This is a genomic window from Promicromonospora sp. NPDC050880 (assembly GCF_044456525.1).
Taxonomy (GTDB): domain Bacteria; phylum Actinomycetota; class Actinomycetes; order Actinomycetales; family Cellulomonadaceae; genus Promicromonospora.
This window is the reverse complement of the sequence record NZ_JBITFV010000008.1, coordinates 100,348-117,561: the sequence shown is the minus strand read 5'-3', so window position 1 is coordinate 117,561 and position 17,214 is coordinate 100,348. Positions and strand designations below refer to the sequence as shown.

The window sequence follows — 17,214 nt, the reverse complement described above, 5'->3', positions numbered from 1 at the left end:
GCGCACGTCACGTAGGCGGGAGTTCCCTGGCCGGGACCAGCGCGTTCGACGATTGCTGGTGGCGCGCCACGGGAGCGCAGGCGGGGAGCACCGGGCGGCCGCGGTGCTCCCCGCCTGATCTCGCCGCCCCTGGAACTGGAGCTCCCGATAGCGGACCGTCACGCGTTCATGCCGCCGTCGATCGTGAGGACCGACCTGGTCATGAAGGCTGCCCGGGGGCCGGTCAGGAAGGCGACCACGCCCGCGACCTCCTCCGGCGTCCCATAGCGCCCGAGCGGGACCAGGCTGCGCAGGTAGTTGGCGGACTCGCCGTCGGCGGGGTTGAGCGCGGTGTCGATGGCGCCGCGCTGCACCAGGTTGACGGTGACGCCGGCCGGCCCGAGGTCGCGGGCGAGGCCCCGGGTGAAGGAGTGGTGGGCGGACTTGGTCAGCGCGTACAGCGTGACGCCGGGGAATGGGACGCGGTCGCCGTGTGTGGAGCCATGGTGATGACCCGTCCGCCGGAGCCGAGGTGCGGGATGGCGGCCCGGGTCGTGAGCACGGTGCCGCGGATGTTCAGGTGCAGGAGGGTGTCGATGTCGGCTGCACTGAGCTCGGTCAAGTTGCCCGGCCCGGTCCTGGTTGTGACTACTGCCGGACGCCGGCGCGTGCGGCCTGCTCGACCCGGGCGACCAGGCGGCTGTTGTGGGCGGCGTGCGCGAAGCCGGGGGTGTGGTGGGTGCCGTCGGTGATGTCGCGCGCGAGGCTCGCGTACACCTCGCCCACGCTGACGGAGGCGCCGGTCCAGATCTCGGATCACACTCGGCGCCGGGCGGCCGGCGACACCCGCAGTGCTCTCGGGTGCGTATGCGATTTCTCGCGCCTCAGCGTTCGAGTTGGCTCCACACCTACCGAAAGTCCCGCGACCGCCCCGCAACCGCCATCGTCAGCGGCGCAAGATGCTCCGCCAGGAGGTTGACGGCGCGGCCACCCTCCGGCAGCGGGGCGCCGTCGTCCTCCGGGTCCTGCGCCTCGATCCGCCCCCTGATCACCATGGCCTGCGCCGACCGCGCCACCCTCCGGAACCGCTGCCACAGCCCGACGGTGCAGATCACGTTGAGCAGCCCCGTCTCGTCCTCCAGGGACAGGAACGTCACTCCCCCGGCCGTGCCCGGCCGCTGCCGGTGCGTCACCACCCCGCCGACGGCGACCCGGCGACCCGACTCGGTCGCCAGCGCCTGCGCCACGGTGAGCACGCCCGCGGCCTCCAGCCCCGGGCGCACGTGCTGCGTCGGGTAGGAGTCGGGGGTGACGCCGGTGGCCCAGGCGTCGGCCTGCGCCAGCTCCACCTCGCTCATCCCGGGCAGGGTCGGGGCGTCGACGCCGACGCTGACGCCGGGCAGCGTCGTCGGCCCCTCCTGGCCCAGCGCGCCCGCGGCCCACAGGCCCGCCCGGCGGTCGACGCCGAGCGCCTCCAGCGCCCCGGCCGTGGCGAGCGCCTCGAGCTGCGCCGTGGACAGCTCGACCCGGCGCACCAGGTCCCGGAGCGAGGCGAACGGCCGCTCGGCGCGCGCCGCGACGATCTCCTCCGCCTTGTCCTTGCCGATGCCGCGAATCGACTCCAGGCCCATGCGGACGGCGAGCGCCGGGTCGGCCCGGACGAGCCGCACGGCGGACGGGACCGACTCCGCCGGTGGCCCGGCCTGGCTGTCGCCGTCGCCGTCGCCGGCGCCGTCGGTCAAACGTTCCACGCAGGCGAGCACACGGGAGCTCACCACCGAGGGCCGCAGCACGCGCACCCCGTGCCGGCGCGCGTCGGCGGCCAGGGACTGCGGCGAGTAGAACCCCATGGGCTGGGCCGCGAGCAGTCCCGCGTAGAACGCGGCGGTGTGGTGCACCTTGAGCGACGAGCTCACGTAGACGAGGTGCGCGAAGGAGTAGGCGTGCGACTCGGGGAACCCGAAGTCGGCGAAGGCTCTGAGCTTCTCGAAGATCTCCTCCTGCACCTCGGACGGGATCTTGTTCTCGGTCATCCCCGCGTAGAGCCGTTCGCGCAGTGCCTCCATGCGTTCCTGGGACCGCTTGGACCCCATGGCCCGCCGCAGCTGGTCGGACTCCTTCGGGGAGAACCCGGCCACGTCGATCGCCATCTGCATGAGCTGTTCCTGGAACAGCGGCACGCCCAGGGTGCGACCCAGGGAGTTCTCCAGCAGGGGGTGCAGGTACTCCACCTTCTGCCGCTCTCGCCGCCGCTCGATGTAGGGGTGCACCGACCCGCCCTGGATGGGTCCGGGCCGGATGAGCGCGACCTCCACGACGATGTCGTAGAACGTCCGGGGCCGCAGGCGCGGCAGCGTCGCCATCTGGGCGCGGGACTCCACCTGGAACACGCCCACGGTGTCGGCGGCGCACAGCAGGTCGTAGACGAGCTCGTCGTCCTGCGGCAGCCCGTGCAGCGTGAGCACCTCGCCCGTGTGCTCCTCGACGAACTCGAACGCGTACCGGATCGCGGTCAGCATGCCCAGGCCCAGCAGGTCGAACTTCACCAGTCCCGCGTCGGCGCAGTCCTCCTTGTCCCACTGCAGCACGGTGCGGCCCTCCATGCGGGCCCACTCCACGGGGACCACCTCGATCACCGGCCGGTCGCACATGACCATGCCGCCCGAGTGGATGCCGAGGTGCCGGGGCAGGCGCAGCATCCGGTCGGCCAGGTCGAGCACGTCGTCGGGGATCTCCCCCTCCTCCGCGGCCGTCGGCGGCGTGCGGAACGGCACCACGTCGTGGGTGTCGTCGGCGCGGGCCGGCCGGGGCTCGCCGGCGGCACGCGGCTCCTCGGCGAGCACGTCGACGAAGACGCCGGGAGCGCCCACGTTCGTACGCCCCGGGCCAGGCCGGCCCCCGTCCCGGTGCCCGGCGTGCGGGCGCGGTTCCCGCGGGCCCCACAGCGCTGCGACGCGGGCATCCTTGGCGGCGGTCTTGTTCCGCGGCGCTGCCGACGCCGCGGTGCCACCGGTGCCTGTCCCGCCGCCCCTGCCGGCCTCGTCGGGCATCGTGCCGCCCGACGGCGCCGGGGCCGACGGCGGCTTCAGCGACCCCCAGCGCTCGATGCTCTTGGACCACGCGTCCTGCTGCCCGATGTCGTAGCCGAGCGCGCGGGCGGCGTCGCGCACCGCCGAGCGCGGCCGGTAGGAGATGACGTTCGCGACCTGCGCCGCGTGCGTACGCCCGAACTTCTCGTAGACGTGCTGGATCACCTCCTCGCGGCGCACCGACTCGATGTCGACGTCGATGTCCGGCGGGCCGTTGCGCGCCTCGGCGAGGAACCGCTCGAACAGCAGGCCGTACTTCACCGCGTCCACCGCGGTGATGCCCAGGGCGTAGCAGACCGCCGAGTTCGCGGCGCTGCCCCGGCCCTGCGCGAGGATCCCGTGGGTGCGGCAGAACTCCACGATGTCATAGACCACGAGGAAGTACCCGGGAAAACCCAGGCGGATGATGATGTCCAGCTCGTACTCGATCTGCTTCCACGCCTTCGGGTTGCCCGTCCGGGGACCGTACCGCCCCTCCGCTCCCCGGTGGGCGAGCTCGCTCAGCCAGGACGCCTCGTTGTACCCAGGCGGTACGTCGTAGGGCGGCAGGTTCGGCGCGATGAGGTCCAGGTCGAACGCGCACTCCGCCCCGAGCGCGGCCGCCGTCGCCACGGCCTGCGGGTACCGGCGGTGCAGGCGGGCCATCTCGGCGCCGCTGCGCAGGTGGGCGGTAGGTGCGCCGGGCAGCCAGCCGTCCAGGTCGTCCAGGCTCGACCGGGCACGGACGGCGGCCAGGGCTCCCGCCAGGTCGGCGTCCCGGGGGCGCGCGTAGTGCGCGGCGGTGGTGGCGACCAGCGGCAGGCGGGCGTCGGCGGCCAGCAGGGCGAGCGCGTCGTGCAGGTCGGCGTCCCGGGGGTCGCCCGTGGCGGTGATCTCGACGGCGACGTTGTCCCGCCCGAAGGCGTCGATCAGCCGCTCGATCTCCCGCCGCCCGGCGTCGAACCGGTCGGCCCGGTTCCCCGCCAGCTGAGTGCTGGACATTCGCCCTGCCGAAACGTTGTGAGAGGACGAATATCCAGCACTCGACGAGGGCGTCAGGGCCCGGCGGACGGCGCCCTTGCGGCAGCCCGTCAGGACCAGCCACTCGCCGCCCGACGCCTCGCCCAGCGCCTCGAGCGTGTAGTTCGCGGCCCCCTTGACGCCCGCGTCGAGGTGCGCCGTGCCGATCGCGCTCGACAGGTTGCGGTACCCCTGGTCCCCACGCGCCAGCACGAGCAGGTGCGTGGCGCGCGGGTCGGGGATCCCGGTGGGCGGGTCGAGCACGGGGGCGCCGCCGGAACCCGCCGGGACCGGCAGGTGCAGCTCCGCCCCGAACACCGTCCTGAGCCCCACCTTCTTCGCAGCCTCCGAGAACCGCACCACCCCGTACAGCCCGTCGTGGTCGGTGACCGCGAGCGCCTCCAGCCCGAGGCGCGCGCCCTCCGCGGCGAGCTCCTCGGGGTGGGAGGCGCCGTCGAGAAAGCTGAACGCGGAGTGCGCGTGCAGCTCGGCGTACGGCACGCCCTCAGTCATAGAGCGCCTCCAGCGACCATTCCCCCGCCGACGACGACAGCAGCAGGCCCACGTCCCCGGGCAGATCGGTCGTCACCTGCAGGAACACGCGGCGTCTGCCCCGGGGCGTCCACCACCGCTCGGCGACGGGCCACGGCCCGGCCCAGTCGACGACCACGACGTCGAGGCCGCTTCCCGCCTCGCCTGCCACCCCGCCGCCGGCACCGTCCCCGGGCACGACGACGCGCGCCGGGTCCCCGCTGACCGCCAGCCGCACGTCGACCACCACCGGCCGTCCCTCGGCGTCGAGCACCCGTGCGGGGACGGGTTCGGGCAGCACCACGGACGGCGCCGGCGGTGGCAGGGCCCCGGGCCAGGGCCGGTCGGGCGCGCGCTCGGGCGGCACGTGCTCGCCGTGGGGCACGAGCTGGACACGGTCGCGCGGGTCACGCCCGCCCTGGAGCCGCACGGTGAGCACGGCATCGCCGCCGAGCAGCGCCTGGACGCGCTCGACGGCGCGGCGGGCGCGCAGGTCCTCGCCCGCGCCGGGTCCCCACAGGCGCGGCTGCAGCGCCCCGGCGGGGGTCACCTCCTCGGCAGCCAGGCTCAGGCCCGCGATCGGGGCAGGCGCCTCGCCCTGCCGCAGGGACGACGCCGTGAGCCAGCCCTCGAGCTGCCACCGCACCCGGTCGGTGATCCGGGCGGCCGACAGCCCGCCGAGCGTGTCGTCGGCGCGCCACAGCCGTTCCAGGGTGCGGACCTCGCCCGTGACCGGGTCGACGGCGCGCGCCGTGATCCGCAGCCGGCCGCACGCCAGGCCGCGCCGGTGCAGGTCGTCGTGCAGGCGCTCGGCCAGGCGGCGGGCGGCGAACGTCGCGACGTCGACCCGGTGCGCCGGCGGGTCCAGCTCCTCGGTGACGGTGAGGTCCTCGACGAGCCGGCGCCGGGCAGGCGGGCGCACGTCCTGCCCGCGGGCGAGCCGCTGCGCCCAGACGCCGAGGTCGCCGAACCGGGCGGCGACGGCGGCGTCCGGCAGGGCGGCGAGATCGGCGAGCGTCCGCACGCCGAGCCGGCGCCACAGATCGACCAGCTCGGTCAGGGAACGGTCGGCGGGCCGGGCGTGCACGAGGGTCGCGGCGGGCCGGGGCGCGAGGTAGTCCCGCGACTCCCCCGGCGGCACGACGGCGTCGTCCCGGGCCGCCAGCACCGCGGCCAGGAAGCCGTCGGCCACCCCGACCTGGCACTCGTGGCCGGTGCGGACGGCGACCTGCTCGGTCAGTTCGCGCGCCAGGTCGTGCTCCGAGCCGTGGTACCGGGCCGCGCCGCCCGACGGCAGCAGGAGCAGCCCCGGGCGGGCGATCTCCAGCCCGGAGACCACGGTCTCCGCAGCCACGGCGACGGGTTCGAACTCGCGGGCGTCGCGGGCGTCGTCCGCGACCCAGAGCTGCAGGTCGGGGCAGCGTCCCTGGGCCTCGCGCCGGCGCATGCCGCGGCGCACCCCGGCGCTGCGGGCAGGCGCGGACACCGCGACGATCCGCCCGCCGGGGCCGCCCGTGACGGCCGCCGGCGTCTCGGGCCCCAGCCCGGCGACGACCAGGGCCGCGACGACGGGCCAGTCGGGCACCCAGAGGGCCGCCGTGCGGGTGGCGGTCCCGTCGCCGGTGGTCATCCCACCAGCTCCAGCGACGGCCGGCCCCCGACACCCTCGTCCCGCGCCCCGACGGGTTCCGTACCCCCGGCCGCCCGGCAGACCGGGACCTCGACGTCCAGGTGCAGCGGCCGCGCCGCGCTCCCCCGCCCGGTGCGCCGCACCCGGAGAGTCCGCCGCCGCAGCCACCCCACCCCATGATCGATCCCGCCCCACTCCCCGCCGACGACCTCCAGCACCACGTCCGCCCCCACCCACCCTGCACGTTGAGTGCTGGATCTTCGCCCTGTCAAACCGGTTCGAGAGGGCGAAGATCCAGCACTCAGCGCGGGAGCGGAGGAGAGCAGGACGGTGCCCCGGTCGCGGGCGCGGGCCGCCAGCCGACGGCGGTCCCGGTCCAGCAGGGTCACCTCAGGGCCGACCACCACCACGTCCATGCCGTCGATCAGCGCGGCCAGCACCGCGGGCGCGTCCACGCCCGACCCGGCCGGCAGCGGCACCATCAGGGTGCGCCCCAGGTCGCACCCGGCGTCGGCCGCGGCGGCCATCCCGGCGGCCGGGTACCCCACCAGCACCGTCCACGCCCCGTCGCGGGAGGCCTCGGCCAGCAGCGTCAGCAGCAACGACGTAGACCCCCGGACCGCCACGGTGGTACCGGCCCGCAGACCGCCGTCGGGCAGGAGGTCCGCGAGGTGCGGGTGCACGGGCAGCACGCGCGCCCGCTCGTCCGGATGCCCCACCCGGCCGTGCGACGACGGCGCGGGCTCCGCAGGGCGCGCCTCGGCAGCCGCGGGTCCCGGCACCGGCACCGGTCCCGGCACCGGCTCGGTGAGGAGCCCGCCCCGTAGCGCCCGGACCTGCCCCCGGGAGGGCCCGTGGGGCGACTGGGACGGCTCGTGGGACGGCTCGTGCGGGCGCTCGGCCGGCGGCGCCTGGCCGGCCCGGGCAGGTGTGGCCTGCCTGCGCACGCCGGTCCGTGCCTCGGCGTGCCGCAGTGCCGCGAGCGCCTGTGCGTGCTTCGTGGCGGCGGCGTCGGCTTCCCGGGCGTCGGGGCTGGTCCTCGAGGAGATGGTTACGACGGTCATGTCCCTCCAGCGATGGTGCCTGCCGGCAGGAGACCGGTGGTGGAGCACTCTACGAACGCATGTTCGATAGAACACCAGTACACAGCGCCCGGTGCGCGCTGTCAAACCATCCAGGCCACAACACTGCGGCGGAGGCATGCCGGGGAGGTCACTGCCCCGGGTGGGTGTTGCTGTGAGTAGACAACGTCTACTCACAGCAACACGGCTCCGCGCCGGTCAGGTCTCCGGCACGTAGAGCGACAGCGTGTGCGCGACCAGCGCCGGCTTCTCCGCACCCTCGATCTCCACGGTGACCTTGGAGGCGAGCCGCACGCCGGCGGCCGCCGGCTCGACCGAGAGGATCTCGGTGACGGCCCGCACCCGCGACCCCGCGGGCACCGGGCTGAGGAACCGCAGCCGGTCCATGCCGTAGTTCATCACCATGGCGACGCCACCCACCTGCACGAGCGAGGACGCCAGGTGCGGCAGCAGCGACAGCGTGAGGTACCCGTGCGCGATCGTGGAGCCGAACGGCCCGGCGGCGGCCCGCTCGGCGTCGAGGTGGATCCACTGGTGGTCCTCGGTCGCGTCGGCGAACGCGGCGATGCGCTCCTGCGTGACCTCGAACCACTCGCCCGTGGCGGTCCGGCCCACGGCGTCCGCGAGCGCGTCCGGCGAGGCGACGACGATGACGCCGCCCGCGCCGGCCTCCGCGCCGCCCGCCACGGCACCGGCCCCGGCCTCGCTCACGCCTTCGGCCCGCCTGCCACGTACAGCACCTGGCCCGAGACGAACCCGGACTGCTCGGAGCAGAAGAACGACACGGCATTCGCGATGTCCTCGGGCTGACCCACGCGCCCCACGGGCACGTCCTTGGCGGCCACGCTCAGGTAGTCACCGAGGGACACCCCGATGCGCTCGGCGGTCTCGCGGATCATGTCGGTCTCGATCACGCCGGGCGCCACGACGTTGGCGGTGACGCCGAACTTGCCGAGCTCGATCGCCAGGGTCTTGGTGAAGCCCTGCATGCCCGCCTTGGCGGCCGAGTAGTTGGCCTGGCCGCGGTTACCGAGTGCGGAGGTCGAGGACAGGTTGACGATGCGGCCGTACCTGGCCTCCACCATGTGCGCCTGCACGGCCCGGGCCATCAGGAACGCGCCGCGCAGGTGCACGCCCAGCACGGCGTCCCAGTCGCCCACGGACATCTTGAACAGCAGGTTGTCGCGCAGGATGCCGGCGTTGTTCACCAGCACGGTGGGGGCGCCCAGCTCGGCGGCGACGCGGGCCACGGCGTCGGCCACCGACTGCTCGTCGGCGACGTCGGCGCCCACCGCGAGCGCGCGGCCGCCGTCGGCCACGATGGCCTCCGCGGTGCCCTTGGCCTGGTCCTCCAGGAGATCCAGGACGGCGACGGCGAAGCCGTCCTGCGCGAGCCGGCGGGCCGTGGCGGCGCCGATGCCGCGGGCCGCTCCGGTGACGATGGCGGTACGAGTCATCAGGGGTTTCCTCTCGTTGCGTGAACTTCGGTGGACGTCGTTGTGCGACGCGTCAGGATCAGGACATCACGAGCTGCCGCAACGCCGCGCCGGAGGCGAGGCGGTCGAGCGCGGCGGGCAGGTCGTCCAGGGTGATGCGGTCGGAGACCAGGCGGTCCAGCGGCAGCCGGCCGGCCCGCCACAGCTCCACGTAGCGCGGGATGTCGCGGCCCGGCACGGCCGAGCCGAGGTAGGACCCCACCACGGTGTGGGCCTCGGCGGTCAGGCTGAGCGGCGAGACGCTCGCCCGGGCGTCGGGGTGGGGCAGGCCGACCGTGACGGTGGTGCCGCCCGGGGCCGTCAGCGCGTAGGCGGTCTCGAAGGCGCGGGCCGATCCCGCGGCCTCGATCACGACGGGCGCACGCAGCCCCTGGTCAACGGCCTCCTGCGGCCCGACGGCGAGGCTCGCGCCGAGCTCGCGCGCCAGGTCGAGCTTGGCGGGCACGGCGTCGATGCCCACGACCTCGTGCCCCAGCGCGACCGCGACCAGGAGCGCCGCCATGCCGACGCCGCCCAGCCCGACGACGGCGACCCGGTCGCCCGGCGCGGGCCGCCCGGCGTTCACGACGGCGCCGCCGCCGGTCAGCACCGCGCAGCCCAGCAGGGCGGCGACGTCGGGCGGGACGTCGTCGTCCACGGGCACCACGGAGGTCTCCGAGACCACGGCGTGCGTCGCGAACGCGCTCACCCCGAGGTGGTGGTGCACCTCCTGCCCCTCCCGGGACAACCGCCTCCCACCACCGACGAGCGTCCCGGCGGAGTTGGCCGCCGAGCCGACGCCGCACGGCAGCCGACCGTCGGTGGCGCACTGCGCGCACTGCCCGCAGCGCGGCAGGAACGTCATGACCACCCGCTGCCCGACGGCGAGGCGCGCTCCCGGGCCGGTCGCCTCCACGATCCCGGCGGCCTCGTGGCCGAGCAGCATCGGCACGGGCCGGGCGCGGTTGCCGTCCACGACCGACAGGTCGGAGTGGCACAGCCCTGCGGCCTCGATCCGCACCAGCACCTCGCGCTCGCCCGGCGGGTCCAGCTCCAGCGGCCCGACCGTGACCGGCCGGGACTCCGTGTAGGGCGCGGGCGCGCCGCAGCGCTCCAGCACCGCGCCGGTGATCCGCATCAGAGCTTCTCCAGCACCATCGCCATGCCCTGGCCGCCGCCCACGCACATCGTCTCCAGGCCGTACTGGCCCCCGGTGTCCGCGAGCGCGTTGATCAGGGTGGAGGTGATGCGCGCGCCGGTCATGCCGAACGGGTGCCCCACGGCGATGGCGCCGCCGTTGACGTTCAGCCGCTCAGGCTCGACGCCGAGCTCGCGCGCCGAGGGGATGACCTGCGCGGCGAACGCCTCGTTGATCTCCACGAGGTCCATGTCGTCGACGGTGAGCCCGGCGCGCCGCAGCGCCTGCCGGCTGGCCTCGACCGGGCCGAGCCCCATGATCTCCGGGGACAGCCCGCTCACGCCGGTGGACACGATGCGGGCCAGCGGGGTCAGGCCGAGCTCGTCCACCACGCGGCCGGAGACGATCACCACCGCGGCGGCGCCGTCGTTCAGGGGGCAGGCGTTGCCCGCGGTGACGGTACCGTCCGGACGGAACACCGGCTCCAGCGTCGCCAGCGTCTCGACGGTCGTGCCGGGGCGCGGGCCGTCGTCGGCGGCCAGGACCGTGCCGTCGGGCAGGGTGACGGGCGTGATGTCCCGGGCCCAGAAGCCGGACGCGATGGCGGCCTGGGCGCGCTGCTGGCTGCGGGCGGCGAACTCGTCCTGCTCGGCGCGCGTGACGTCGCGCAGGGCCGCGACGTTCTCCGCCGTCTGGCCCATGGCGATGTACGCGTCGGGCAGCGCGCCCTCCAGCCGCGGGTCGGTCCACAGCCCGGTGCCGGCCCCGGCGCGCTTCTCGGTGCGGGCCAGGGCGTCGGCGAAGACCGGGTTGTGCAGGTCCACGCCCGGGATGTAGTCGCTCGACCCGGTGGCGAACGAGCTCACCGACTCCACGCCCGCCGAGACGAACACGTCGCCCTCCCCCGCCTTGATGGCGTGGAAGGCCATGCGGGTGGTCTGCAGGCTGGAGCTGCAGTACCGCGTGACGGTCGCGCCGGGCACCATGTCCCAGCCGCACAGCACGGCGACGATGCGGGCCAGGTTCATGCCCTGCTTGCCCCCGGGCAGGCCGCAGCCCAGCAGCAGGTCGTCGATGCGCGCCGGGTCCAGACCCGGCACCTGGTCGACGGCGGCCCGCACCATCTGCGCCGCGAGGTCGTCGGGGCGGACGTCCTTGAGCGACCCCTTGTGGGCGCGCCCGATGGGCGAGCGCGCGGTGGCGACGATGTACGCCTCGGTCATAACTCCTCCTTGAGCCGATGAGCCAGGTCGGTGGGCGGTGCCCTCAGACGAACGCCGCGTGTCCGGTGATCGCCCGGCCCACGATGAGCTGGTTCATGTCCTTGGTGCCCTCGAACGTGTAGACGGCCTCGGCGTCGGCGAAGAACCGGGCGACGCCGTGATCCAGTGTGATCCCGTTGCCGCCGCACGCCTCCCGGCACAGCGCGACGGTCTCGCGCATGCGGGTGGTGACGAACGCCTTGGCCATCGCGGCGTGGGCGTCCTTCTGGGTGCCGAGGTCCTGGAGCTGGGCCACGCGCACGCACATGGCGAAGCTCGCCGTGACGTTCGCGTACGCCGTGGCGAGCTTGTCCTGAATGAGCTGGTAGCTCGCGATCGGGTTGCCGAACTGCTCGCGCTGCCTCGTGTAGGCCACGGCGGCCTCGTAGGCGCCGATCATGGTGCCCAGCGCCTGCCAGGACACGCCGTCGCGCGTGATGCGGAGCACCTTGGCGACGTCACGGAAGCTGTCGATGCCCTGCAGCCGGTCGGCCTCGTCCACGCGGACGTCCTCGAGCACGATGTCGGCGTTCTGCACGATGCGCAGCGACTGCTTGCGCTCGATCTTGGTCGCCGTGAAGCCGGGCGTGCCCTGGCGCACCAGGAAGCCCTTGACCTGGTCGTCGGCGGTGTCCTTGGCCCAGACGACCACGACGTCGGCGAACGTGGCGTTGCCGATCCAGCGCTTGGCACCGTTGAGCACCCAGGTGTCGCCCGTGCGGGTGGCCGTGGTGCGCAGGCCCTTGGCGGTGTCGGAGCCGGCCAGGGGCTCGGTGAGCCCGAACGCGCCGATCAGGTCGCCGGCCGCCATGGGCGGCAGCCACTTCTGGCGCTGCTCGGCACTGCCCCCGACGCCGATCGAGGTCATCGCCAGGCCGCCCGAGACACCGATGAAGGTGCAGAACGAGGAGTCGACGCGCGCCGTCTCCATGCCGACCCAGCCACGGAACACGGCCGAGGTCTCCTCCCCCTGCGTCTCGGCCCAGCCCGACCCGATGGTGCCGAGCTGGGCATAGGGCTTGAACAGGTGCACGGGGCACTCGGCGCGCTCCCAGTAGTCGTCCGCGATGGGGCGCACCTCGCGCTCCATGAACTCGCGGACGGCCAGGGCCTTCTTCTGCTCCGCGGGGGTGAGCAGGTCCTGGAACGCGTAGAAGTCCGCCTCCAGCAGGGTGCCGCCGGGCGGTTCGGGTGAGAGCGTCATCGGTCCTCCGATCGTCGTCGATCTGCATGTCCAGTATGCATCATCTGCGAATACGTTGCACACCCCCTCCGGTGCGGGGCTACGCTGCGACGGACCCCGACCTCGAAGGAGATGCCTCCATGGGTTACCGGCACCCCTTTCCCCTGCGCTGGAACGACAACGACCAGTACGGGCACATGAACAACACCGTCTACTACGAGGCCATGGACACCGCGGTGAACACCTGGCTCATCAGGCACGCCGGCCTGGACCCCGCGGGCGACGTGATCGGGCTCGCCCGGGCGTCCTCGTGCGAGTTCCTGGCCCCGGCGTCGTTCCCGGACGAGCTGGAGGTCGACGTCGCCGTCGGGCGCCTCGGGCGCACCTCGCTCACCTGGGACCTGGCGATCCTGCGCGCGGGCGCCCCCGACCGGAGCGCGGCGTACGCGACGGGCGCCTTCACGCACGTCTTCGTGGACCAGGTGGCACGGCGGCCGGTCCCCGTGCCCGACGTGATCCGCACGGCGGTGGAGCGCCACCCGGGCCTGCCCCCGGCCTGAACCCGGTCCAGGAGGTGGGCTCGGGGGCGCACGATGTGCGCTTCTACCCAGCCATCGTGCCCAGAAAACCACCGTTCCTGGGCCTGATGACTGGGTAGAAGCGCACCTCTGACGCATCGGGCGTCAGCCCTGCGCCGAGTACCGGGCCGTGAGCTCGCGCTTGAGCACCTTGCCGCTCGGGCCCAGCGGCAGGTCGGCGGACACGTGCACCACCCGCGGGTACTTGTACGCCGCCACGTGCTCGCGCATGTAGGCGACGACGGCGTCCGGGTCCACCGCCACGCCGTCGGACGGCACCACGGCCGCGTGCACCTCCTGCCCGCGCGTCGCGTCGGGCACGCCGAACACCGCGGCCAGCGCGACGCCCGGGTAGCGGGCCAGCACCGCCTCGACCTCCGTGGGATACACGTTGTAGCCGCTGCGGATGATCATGTCCTTCTTGCGGTCCACGATCGTCACGATGCCGTCGACGTCCACGGTGCCCAGGTCGCCCGTACGGAACCAGCCGTCCACGACGGCGGCCGCCGACGCGTCGGGCCGCCCCAGGTACCCCTTCATCAGGTTGTGCCCGCGCACCACGATCTCGCCCAGGTCGCTCTGCTCCCCGGGCGCCGAACCCCGCGCCGGGACCGGCAGCAGCTCGACCCGGTCCTCCACCTCGGCCACGGCCACCGCCACGTCGACGCCCCACATGGGCCGCCCCACGGTGCCGGGGCGGATGGGCTCGGACGTCACGTTGAAGGTGCACGACGGCGACGTCTCGGTGAGCCCGTACCCCTCGTGCACCTGTGCACCGAACTCCTGCTCGAACGCCTCCAGCAGCGCCACCGGCAGGGCTGCGCCGCCCGAGACGGCGAACCGCAGCGGGGGCCGGGCCGCCGTGCGCCGGGCCGCCTCGACCATGCCCGCGAAGTTGGTGGGGACGGCGGTGAACACGGTCGCGCCGTGCGCCACCAGCAGCTCCAGGGCCTCGTCCGGGTCGAACCTCGGCAGCAGCACGATCGACGCGCCGCGCCGGAACGCCATGTTCAGCACCGCCATCTGCCCGAACGAGTGGAAGAACGGCAGGCCGCCGTACACGACGTCGTCGGGCCGCAGGTCGAACGAGTCGATCAGCGAGCAGTGCACCTGCTCGACCATCGCCAGGTGCGAGCCGACGGCGCCCTTGGGGGTGCCCGTGGTGCCGCTCGTGTACAGGATCGTGGCCGCCGCCAGGGGGTTCACGCCCGCGTGCCGCTCGATCGGGGTCGCCGCGGCGGCCTCGTCCTCCAGCCGCGCCACCGGGGTGCCCCGCTCGGCGAGGCCGGCGGCGTCGGACGGCAGCAGCACGGTCAGCAGCGGCACCCCGGCCCGGGCGGCCGCCGGCGCGGCCTCTGCGAGCATCGGGGCGGCGACCACGACGACGTCGGCCCCGGCGTCCCGCAGGACGAACTCGATCTCGTCGGCGCGGAACAGCAGGTGCACGGGTACGACGACGGCGCCGAGCGCGAGCGTGGCGTAGTAGACGCGTGCGAAGTCGGGCACGTTCGGCACGATCATCGCCACGCGCGAGCCCGGCCCGATGCCCCGGGCCGCGAGCGCCCCGGCGTAGGCCCGGGTCTGGTCCCAGAGGTCGCCGTAGGTGGTGGCCTGCCCCAGGAAGTAGAGGGCGGTGCGGTCGGGGTACCGGCGGGCGGCCTCGGCCAGCATGCTCGCGATGGACAGGGTGCCGTACCCGGGCCCGTCGACGGCGGGATCCGGCGCGGCGGGCGGCAGGGTGTCGGGTGCGTGCGTCATCTGAGGTCTCCTTCGACGGTCGACGAACGGGGCGACGGGCTGAACAAGGGGCCGGGTGAGGGGACGGGCTGAGGGACCGAGCAGCGGACCGGGGCGAGGATCAGGTGGCCGGACCGCCCGCCGGCCGCGCAAGGTAGGGCGTACGGCGCAGCTCGGCCCGGCCGAGGGAGGCGAGGTGCACCTCGTCGGGCCCGTCGGCCAGGCGCAGGGTGCGCACGCCGGCGAGCAGCTCGGCCAGGGGGTGGTCGCCGGACACGCCGGCGGCGCCGAACACCTGGACGGCGCGGTCCAGGATCTGCCCGACGGCGCGGGGCACGGCGATCTTGATGGCCTGGATCTCGGTCATGGCGGCCTTGTTGCCGACGGTGTCCATGAGCCAGGCGGTCTTGAGCACGAGCAGGCGCAGGGCTTCGATCTCGATGCGTGCGGCGGCCGCCCACTCGCGGACCACGCCCTGGTCGGCGAGCGGACCGCCGAACGCGACCCGCTCGGCGGCGCGCTCGCGCACCAGGTCGAGGGCACGCTCGGCCGTGCCGAGCGCCCGCATGCAGTGGTGGATCCGGCCGGGGCCGAGGCGCGCCTGAGCCATGGCGAACCCCTCGCCCTGGCCGCCGAGCAGGGCGGACGCGGGGACGCGGACGTCGTCGAACACGATCTCGGCGTGGCCGCCGTGGTCGCGGTCGTCGTAGCCCAGCACGGTCAGGCCGCGCAGCACGGTGACGCCGGGGGTCTCACGGGGTACGAGCACCATGGACTGCTGCCGGTGCCGGGGCGCGTCCGGGTCGGTCTTGCCCATGACCACCAGCAGCCCGCAGTCCGGGTTCATGGCGCCGGTGGCGAACCACTTGCGGCCGGTGATCACGTACTCGTCGCCGTCGCGCACGATCCGCGTGGCGATGTTGGTGGCGTCCGACGACGCGACGGCGGGCTCGGTCATGCAGAACGCGGACCGCTGGGCGCCGTCGAGCAGCGGGTCGAGCCAGCGTTCGCGCTGCTCGGGCGTGGCGAAGTGCGCGAGCAGCTCCATGTTGCCGGTGTCGGGCGCTGCGCAGTTCATGGCGACGGGCGCGAGCCGCGGGCTGTACCCGGTCAGCTCGGCCACGGGGGCGTACTGCAGGGTGGTCAGGCCGCCGCCGTGTGCGCCCGCCGGACCGCCCGGCGGCAGGAACAGGTTCCACAGCCCCCGCTCCCGGGCGGTGGCCTGGAGCTGCCGGACGACGGGCCGGAACGACCAGTCCTCGGGCGTGGCCGCGACCTGCGCGCCGAGCACGGGCTCGGCCGGCAGCACCTCGTCCACCAGGAAGTCGCGGACCCGGGCGGTGATCTCCCGCGTGGTCGCGTCGGGTGCGAGGTCCATCAGGCTCCTCCGGTCGTGCCGGCGCCGTCGCCGGGCGAGGCGCCGAGCCGGGCCAGCCCCTCGCCCGCCAGCGGCTCGACGAGCGCGCCGATCATGTCGAACCCGGCACCGACGGTCTGGCCGCCGGTGTACCGGTAGTGGATCCCCTCGAGGATGACCGCGAGCTTGTAGCAGGCGAACGCGCGGTACCAGGCGAGGTCCGGCACGGTGGTGCCGGCGCGGGCGGCGTACGCGTCGACGACCTCGGCGAAGTCCGGGTAGCCCGCACCCGGCACGATCGCCCCGGCGACGCCGACCACGCCCACCGCCCGCGTCAGCTCGTGGATGTCCCAGTACATGCCGAGCATGCCGAGGTCCACGAGCGGGTCCCCGAGCGTGGCCATCTCCCAGTCCAGCACCGCCGCGACGTGCGGCGCGTCGGGCGGTCCGGACACCAGCAGGTTGTCGAGCCGGTAGTCGCCGTGCACGATCCCGGTGCGCGCCCCGTCGTCGGGCACCGTGGCGCCCAGCCGCTCCTGGAGGGTGTCCAGGAGCGGCTGTGGCCGCGACCGGGAGGCGTCGTACTGACGCCGCCAGGTCGTGAGCTGGCGGGCCAGGTACCCGGCGGGCCGGCCGAAGTCGGCCAGCCCGACGGCCGCGGGGTCGGTGGCGTGCAGGTCGGCCAGCACCTCGGCCAGCTCGACGGACAGCGCGCGCAGGCCCGCGGGGGTCCAGGCCGCGTTGTCCTCGGGCCGGGCCAGGACGGCGCCGTCGACGTGCTCCATGACGAAGAACACGGTGCCCGTCACCTCTCCCGGGCCGGTGTCGTCCACCACCGCCACGGTGGGCGGCACCGGGATCGTCCCCGCCAGGGCGGTGATGACGCGGTGCTCGCGGCGCATGTCGTGCGCGCTGGACAGCACGTGCCCCAGCGGCGGGCGCCGCAGCACCAGCGGGCGGGCGACGCCGTCCACCCGGTAGGTGAGGTTGCTGCGCCCGCCGGTGATCAGGGTAGCGGTCAGGCCCGGAGCCTCCCCGGAGCCCGAGCCGGAGTCCGGCCCGGCGAGCTCCGGGTGCTCCCGGGCCAGCCAGGCGGCCAGGCCGGCGACGTCCAGGCCGGGAAGTTCGTGCGTCATGGTTCCCCTCTCGTGGCACCTCGGCGTGCTGGGTGGAG

At 74.5% G+C, this 17,214-nt stretch carries 13 protein-coding genes and 1 pseudogene; 1 reads left to right on the top strand and 13 read right to left on the bottom strand.

The genetic code is table 11. The features are described 5' to 3' along the window. Window positions 1–158: 158 nt before the first annotated feature. From ACIBBF_RS15155 to ACIBBF_RS15110, 10 genes and pseudogenes are all read right to left on the bottom strand, one after another. Window positions 159–467 (bottom strand): annotated as a pseudogene (locus ACIBBF_RS15155) (SDR family oxidoreductase); the annotation flags it as partial. 160 nt (window positions 468–627) lie between these two features. Next, on the bottom strand, window positions 628–756 hold the full coding sequence (locus tag ACIBBF_RS15150) for a hypothetical protein (protein ID WP_397414655.1): 129 nt from the start codon (window positions 754–756) through the stop codon (window positions 628–630). A 131-nt stretch (window positions 757–887) separates the two neighbouring features. Beyond that, window positions 888–4,580 (bottom strand): PHP domain-containing protein, encoded by a 3,693-nt coding sequence (locus ACIBBF_RS15145; RefSeq protein WP_397414653.1) that lies wholly within the window; start codon window positions 4,578–4,580, stop codon window positions 888–890. Then, window positions 4,573–6,228: a DNA polymerase Y family protein gene (locus ACIBBF_RS15140; protein ID WP_397414650.1), complete on the bottom strand. Its 1,656-nt coding sequence runs from the start codon at window positions 6,226–6,228 to the stop codon at window positions 4,573–4,575. The genes ACIBBF_RS15145 and ACIBBF_RS15140 overlap by 8 nt, the downstream gene beginning before the upstream one ends. Then, entirely contained in the window at window positions 6,225–7,292 is a 1,068-nt protein-coding gene (locus ACIBBF_RS15135) for a hypothetical protein (protein WP_397414647.1), read from the bottom strand. The genes ACIBBF_RS15140 and ACIBBF_RS15135 overlap by 4 nt, the downstream gene beginning before the upstream one ends. 216 nt (window positions 7,293–7,508) lie before the next feature. Next, a complete protein-coding gene (locus tag ACIBBF_RS15130) occupies window positions 7,509–8,021 on the bottom strand; it encodes a MaoC family dehydratase (protein ID WP_397414645.1) in 513 nt (170 codons plus the stop codon). Beyond that, window positions 8,018–8,767 (bottom strand): 3-oxoacyl-ACP reductase FabG, encoded by a 750-nt coding sequence (gene fabG / locus ACIBBF_RS15125; protein WP_397414643.1) that lies wholly within the window; start codon window positions 8,765–8,767, stop codon window positions 8,018–8,020. The genes ACIBBF_RS15130 and fabG overlap by 4 nt, the downstream gene beginning before the upstream one ends. 58 nt (window positions 8,768–8,825) lie before the next feature. After that, window positions 8,826–9,923: an alcohol dehydrogenase catalytic domain-containing protein gene (locus ACIBBF_RS15120; protein ID WP_397414641.1), complete on the bottom strand. Its 1,098-nt coding sequence runs from the start codon at window positions 9,921–9,923 to the stop codon at window positions 8,826–8,828. Further along, window positions 9,923–11,146, bottom strand: coding sequence for an acetyl-CoA C-acetyltransferase (locus ACIBBF_RS15115; RefSeq protein WP_397414639.1), 1,224 nt, complete (start codon window positions 11,144–11,146; stop codon window positions 9,923–9,925). Before ACIBBF_RS15115 ends, ACIBBF_RS15120 begins: the two co-directional genes overlap by 1 nt. Window positions 11,147–11,189: 43 nt before the next feature. Continuing rightward, complete coding sequence (locus ACIBBF_RS15110) at window positions 11,190–12,389, bottom strand: acyl-CoA dehydrogenase family protein (protein ID WP_397414637.1); 1,200 nt, start codon at window positions 12,387–12,389, stop codon at window positions 11,190–11,192. A gap of 119 nt (window positions 12,390–12,508) precedes the next feature. Between ACIBBF_RS15110 and ACIBBF_RS15105 the strand changes: the two genes are divergently transcribed. Then, complete coding sequence (locus ACIBBF_RS15105; RefSeq protein ID WP_397414634.1) at window positions 12,509–12,928, top strand: acyl-CoA thioesterase; 420 nt, start codon at window positions 12,509–12,511, stop codon at window positions 12,926–12,928. Window positions 12,929–13,051: 123 nt separating this feature from the next. Here the strand turns inward: ACIBBF_RS15105 and ACIBBF_RS15100 are convergent, their stop codons facing one another. From ACIBBF_RS15100 to ACIBBF_RS15090, 3 genes are all read right to left on the bottom strand, one after another. Next, window positions 13,052–14,704 carry an AMP-binding protein gene (locus ACIBBF_RS15100; RefSeq protein ID WP_397414632.1) on the bottom strand — a complete coding sequence of 551 codons (1,653 nt, stop codon included), beginning with the start codon at window positions 14,702–14,704 and terminating at the stop codon, window positions 13,052–13,054. Window positions 14,705–14,804: 100 nt separating this feature from the next. Next, window positions 14,805–16,061, bottom strand: a complete 1,257-nt coding sequence (locus tag ACIBBF_RS15095) for an acyl-CoA dehydrogenase family protein (RefSeq protein ID WP_397414629.1) — start codon at window positions 16,059–16,061, stop codon at window positions 14,805–14,807. Next, window positions 16,061–17,176 carry a phosphotransferase family protein gene (locus ACIBBF_RS15090; protein ID WP_397414627.1) on the bottom strand — a complete coding sequence of 372 codons (1,116 nt, stop codon included), beginning with the start codon at window positions 17,174–17,176 and terminating at the stop codon, window positions 16,061–16,063. The genes ACIBBF_RS15095 and ACIBBF_RS15090 overlap by 1 nt, the downstream gene beginning before the upstream one ends. Between the last annotated feature and the right edge of the window lie 38 nt (window positions 17,177–17,214).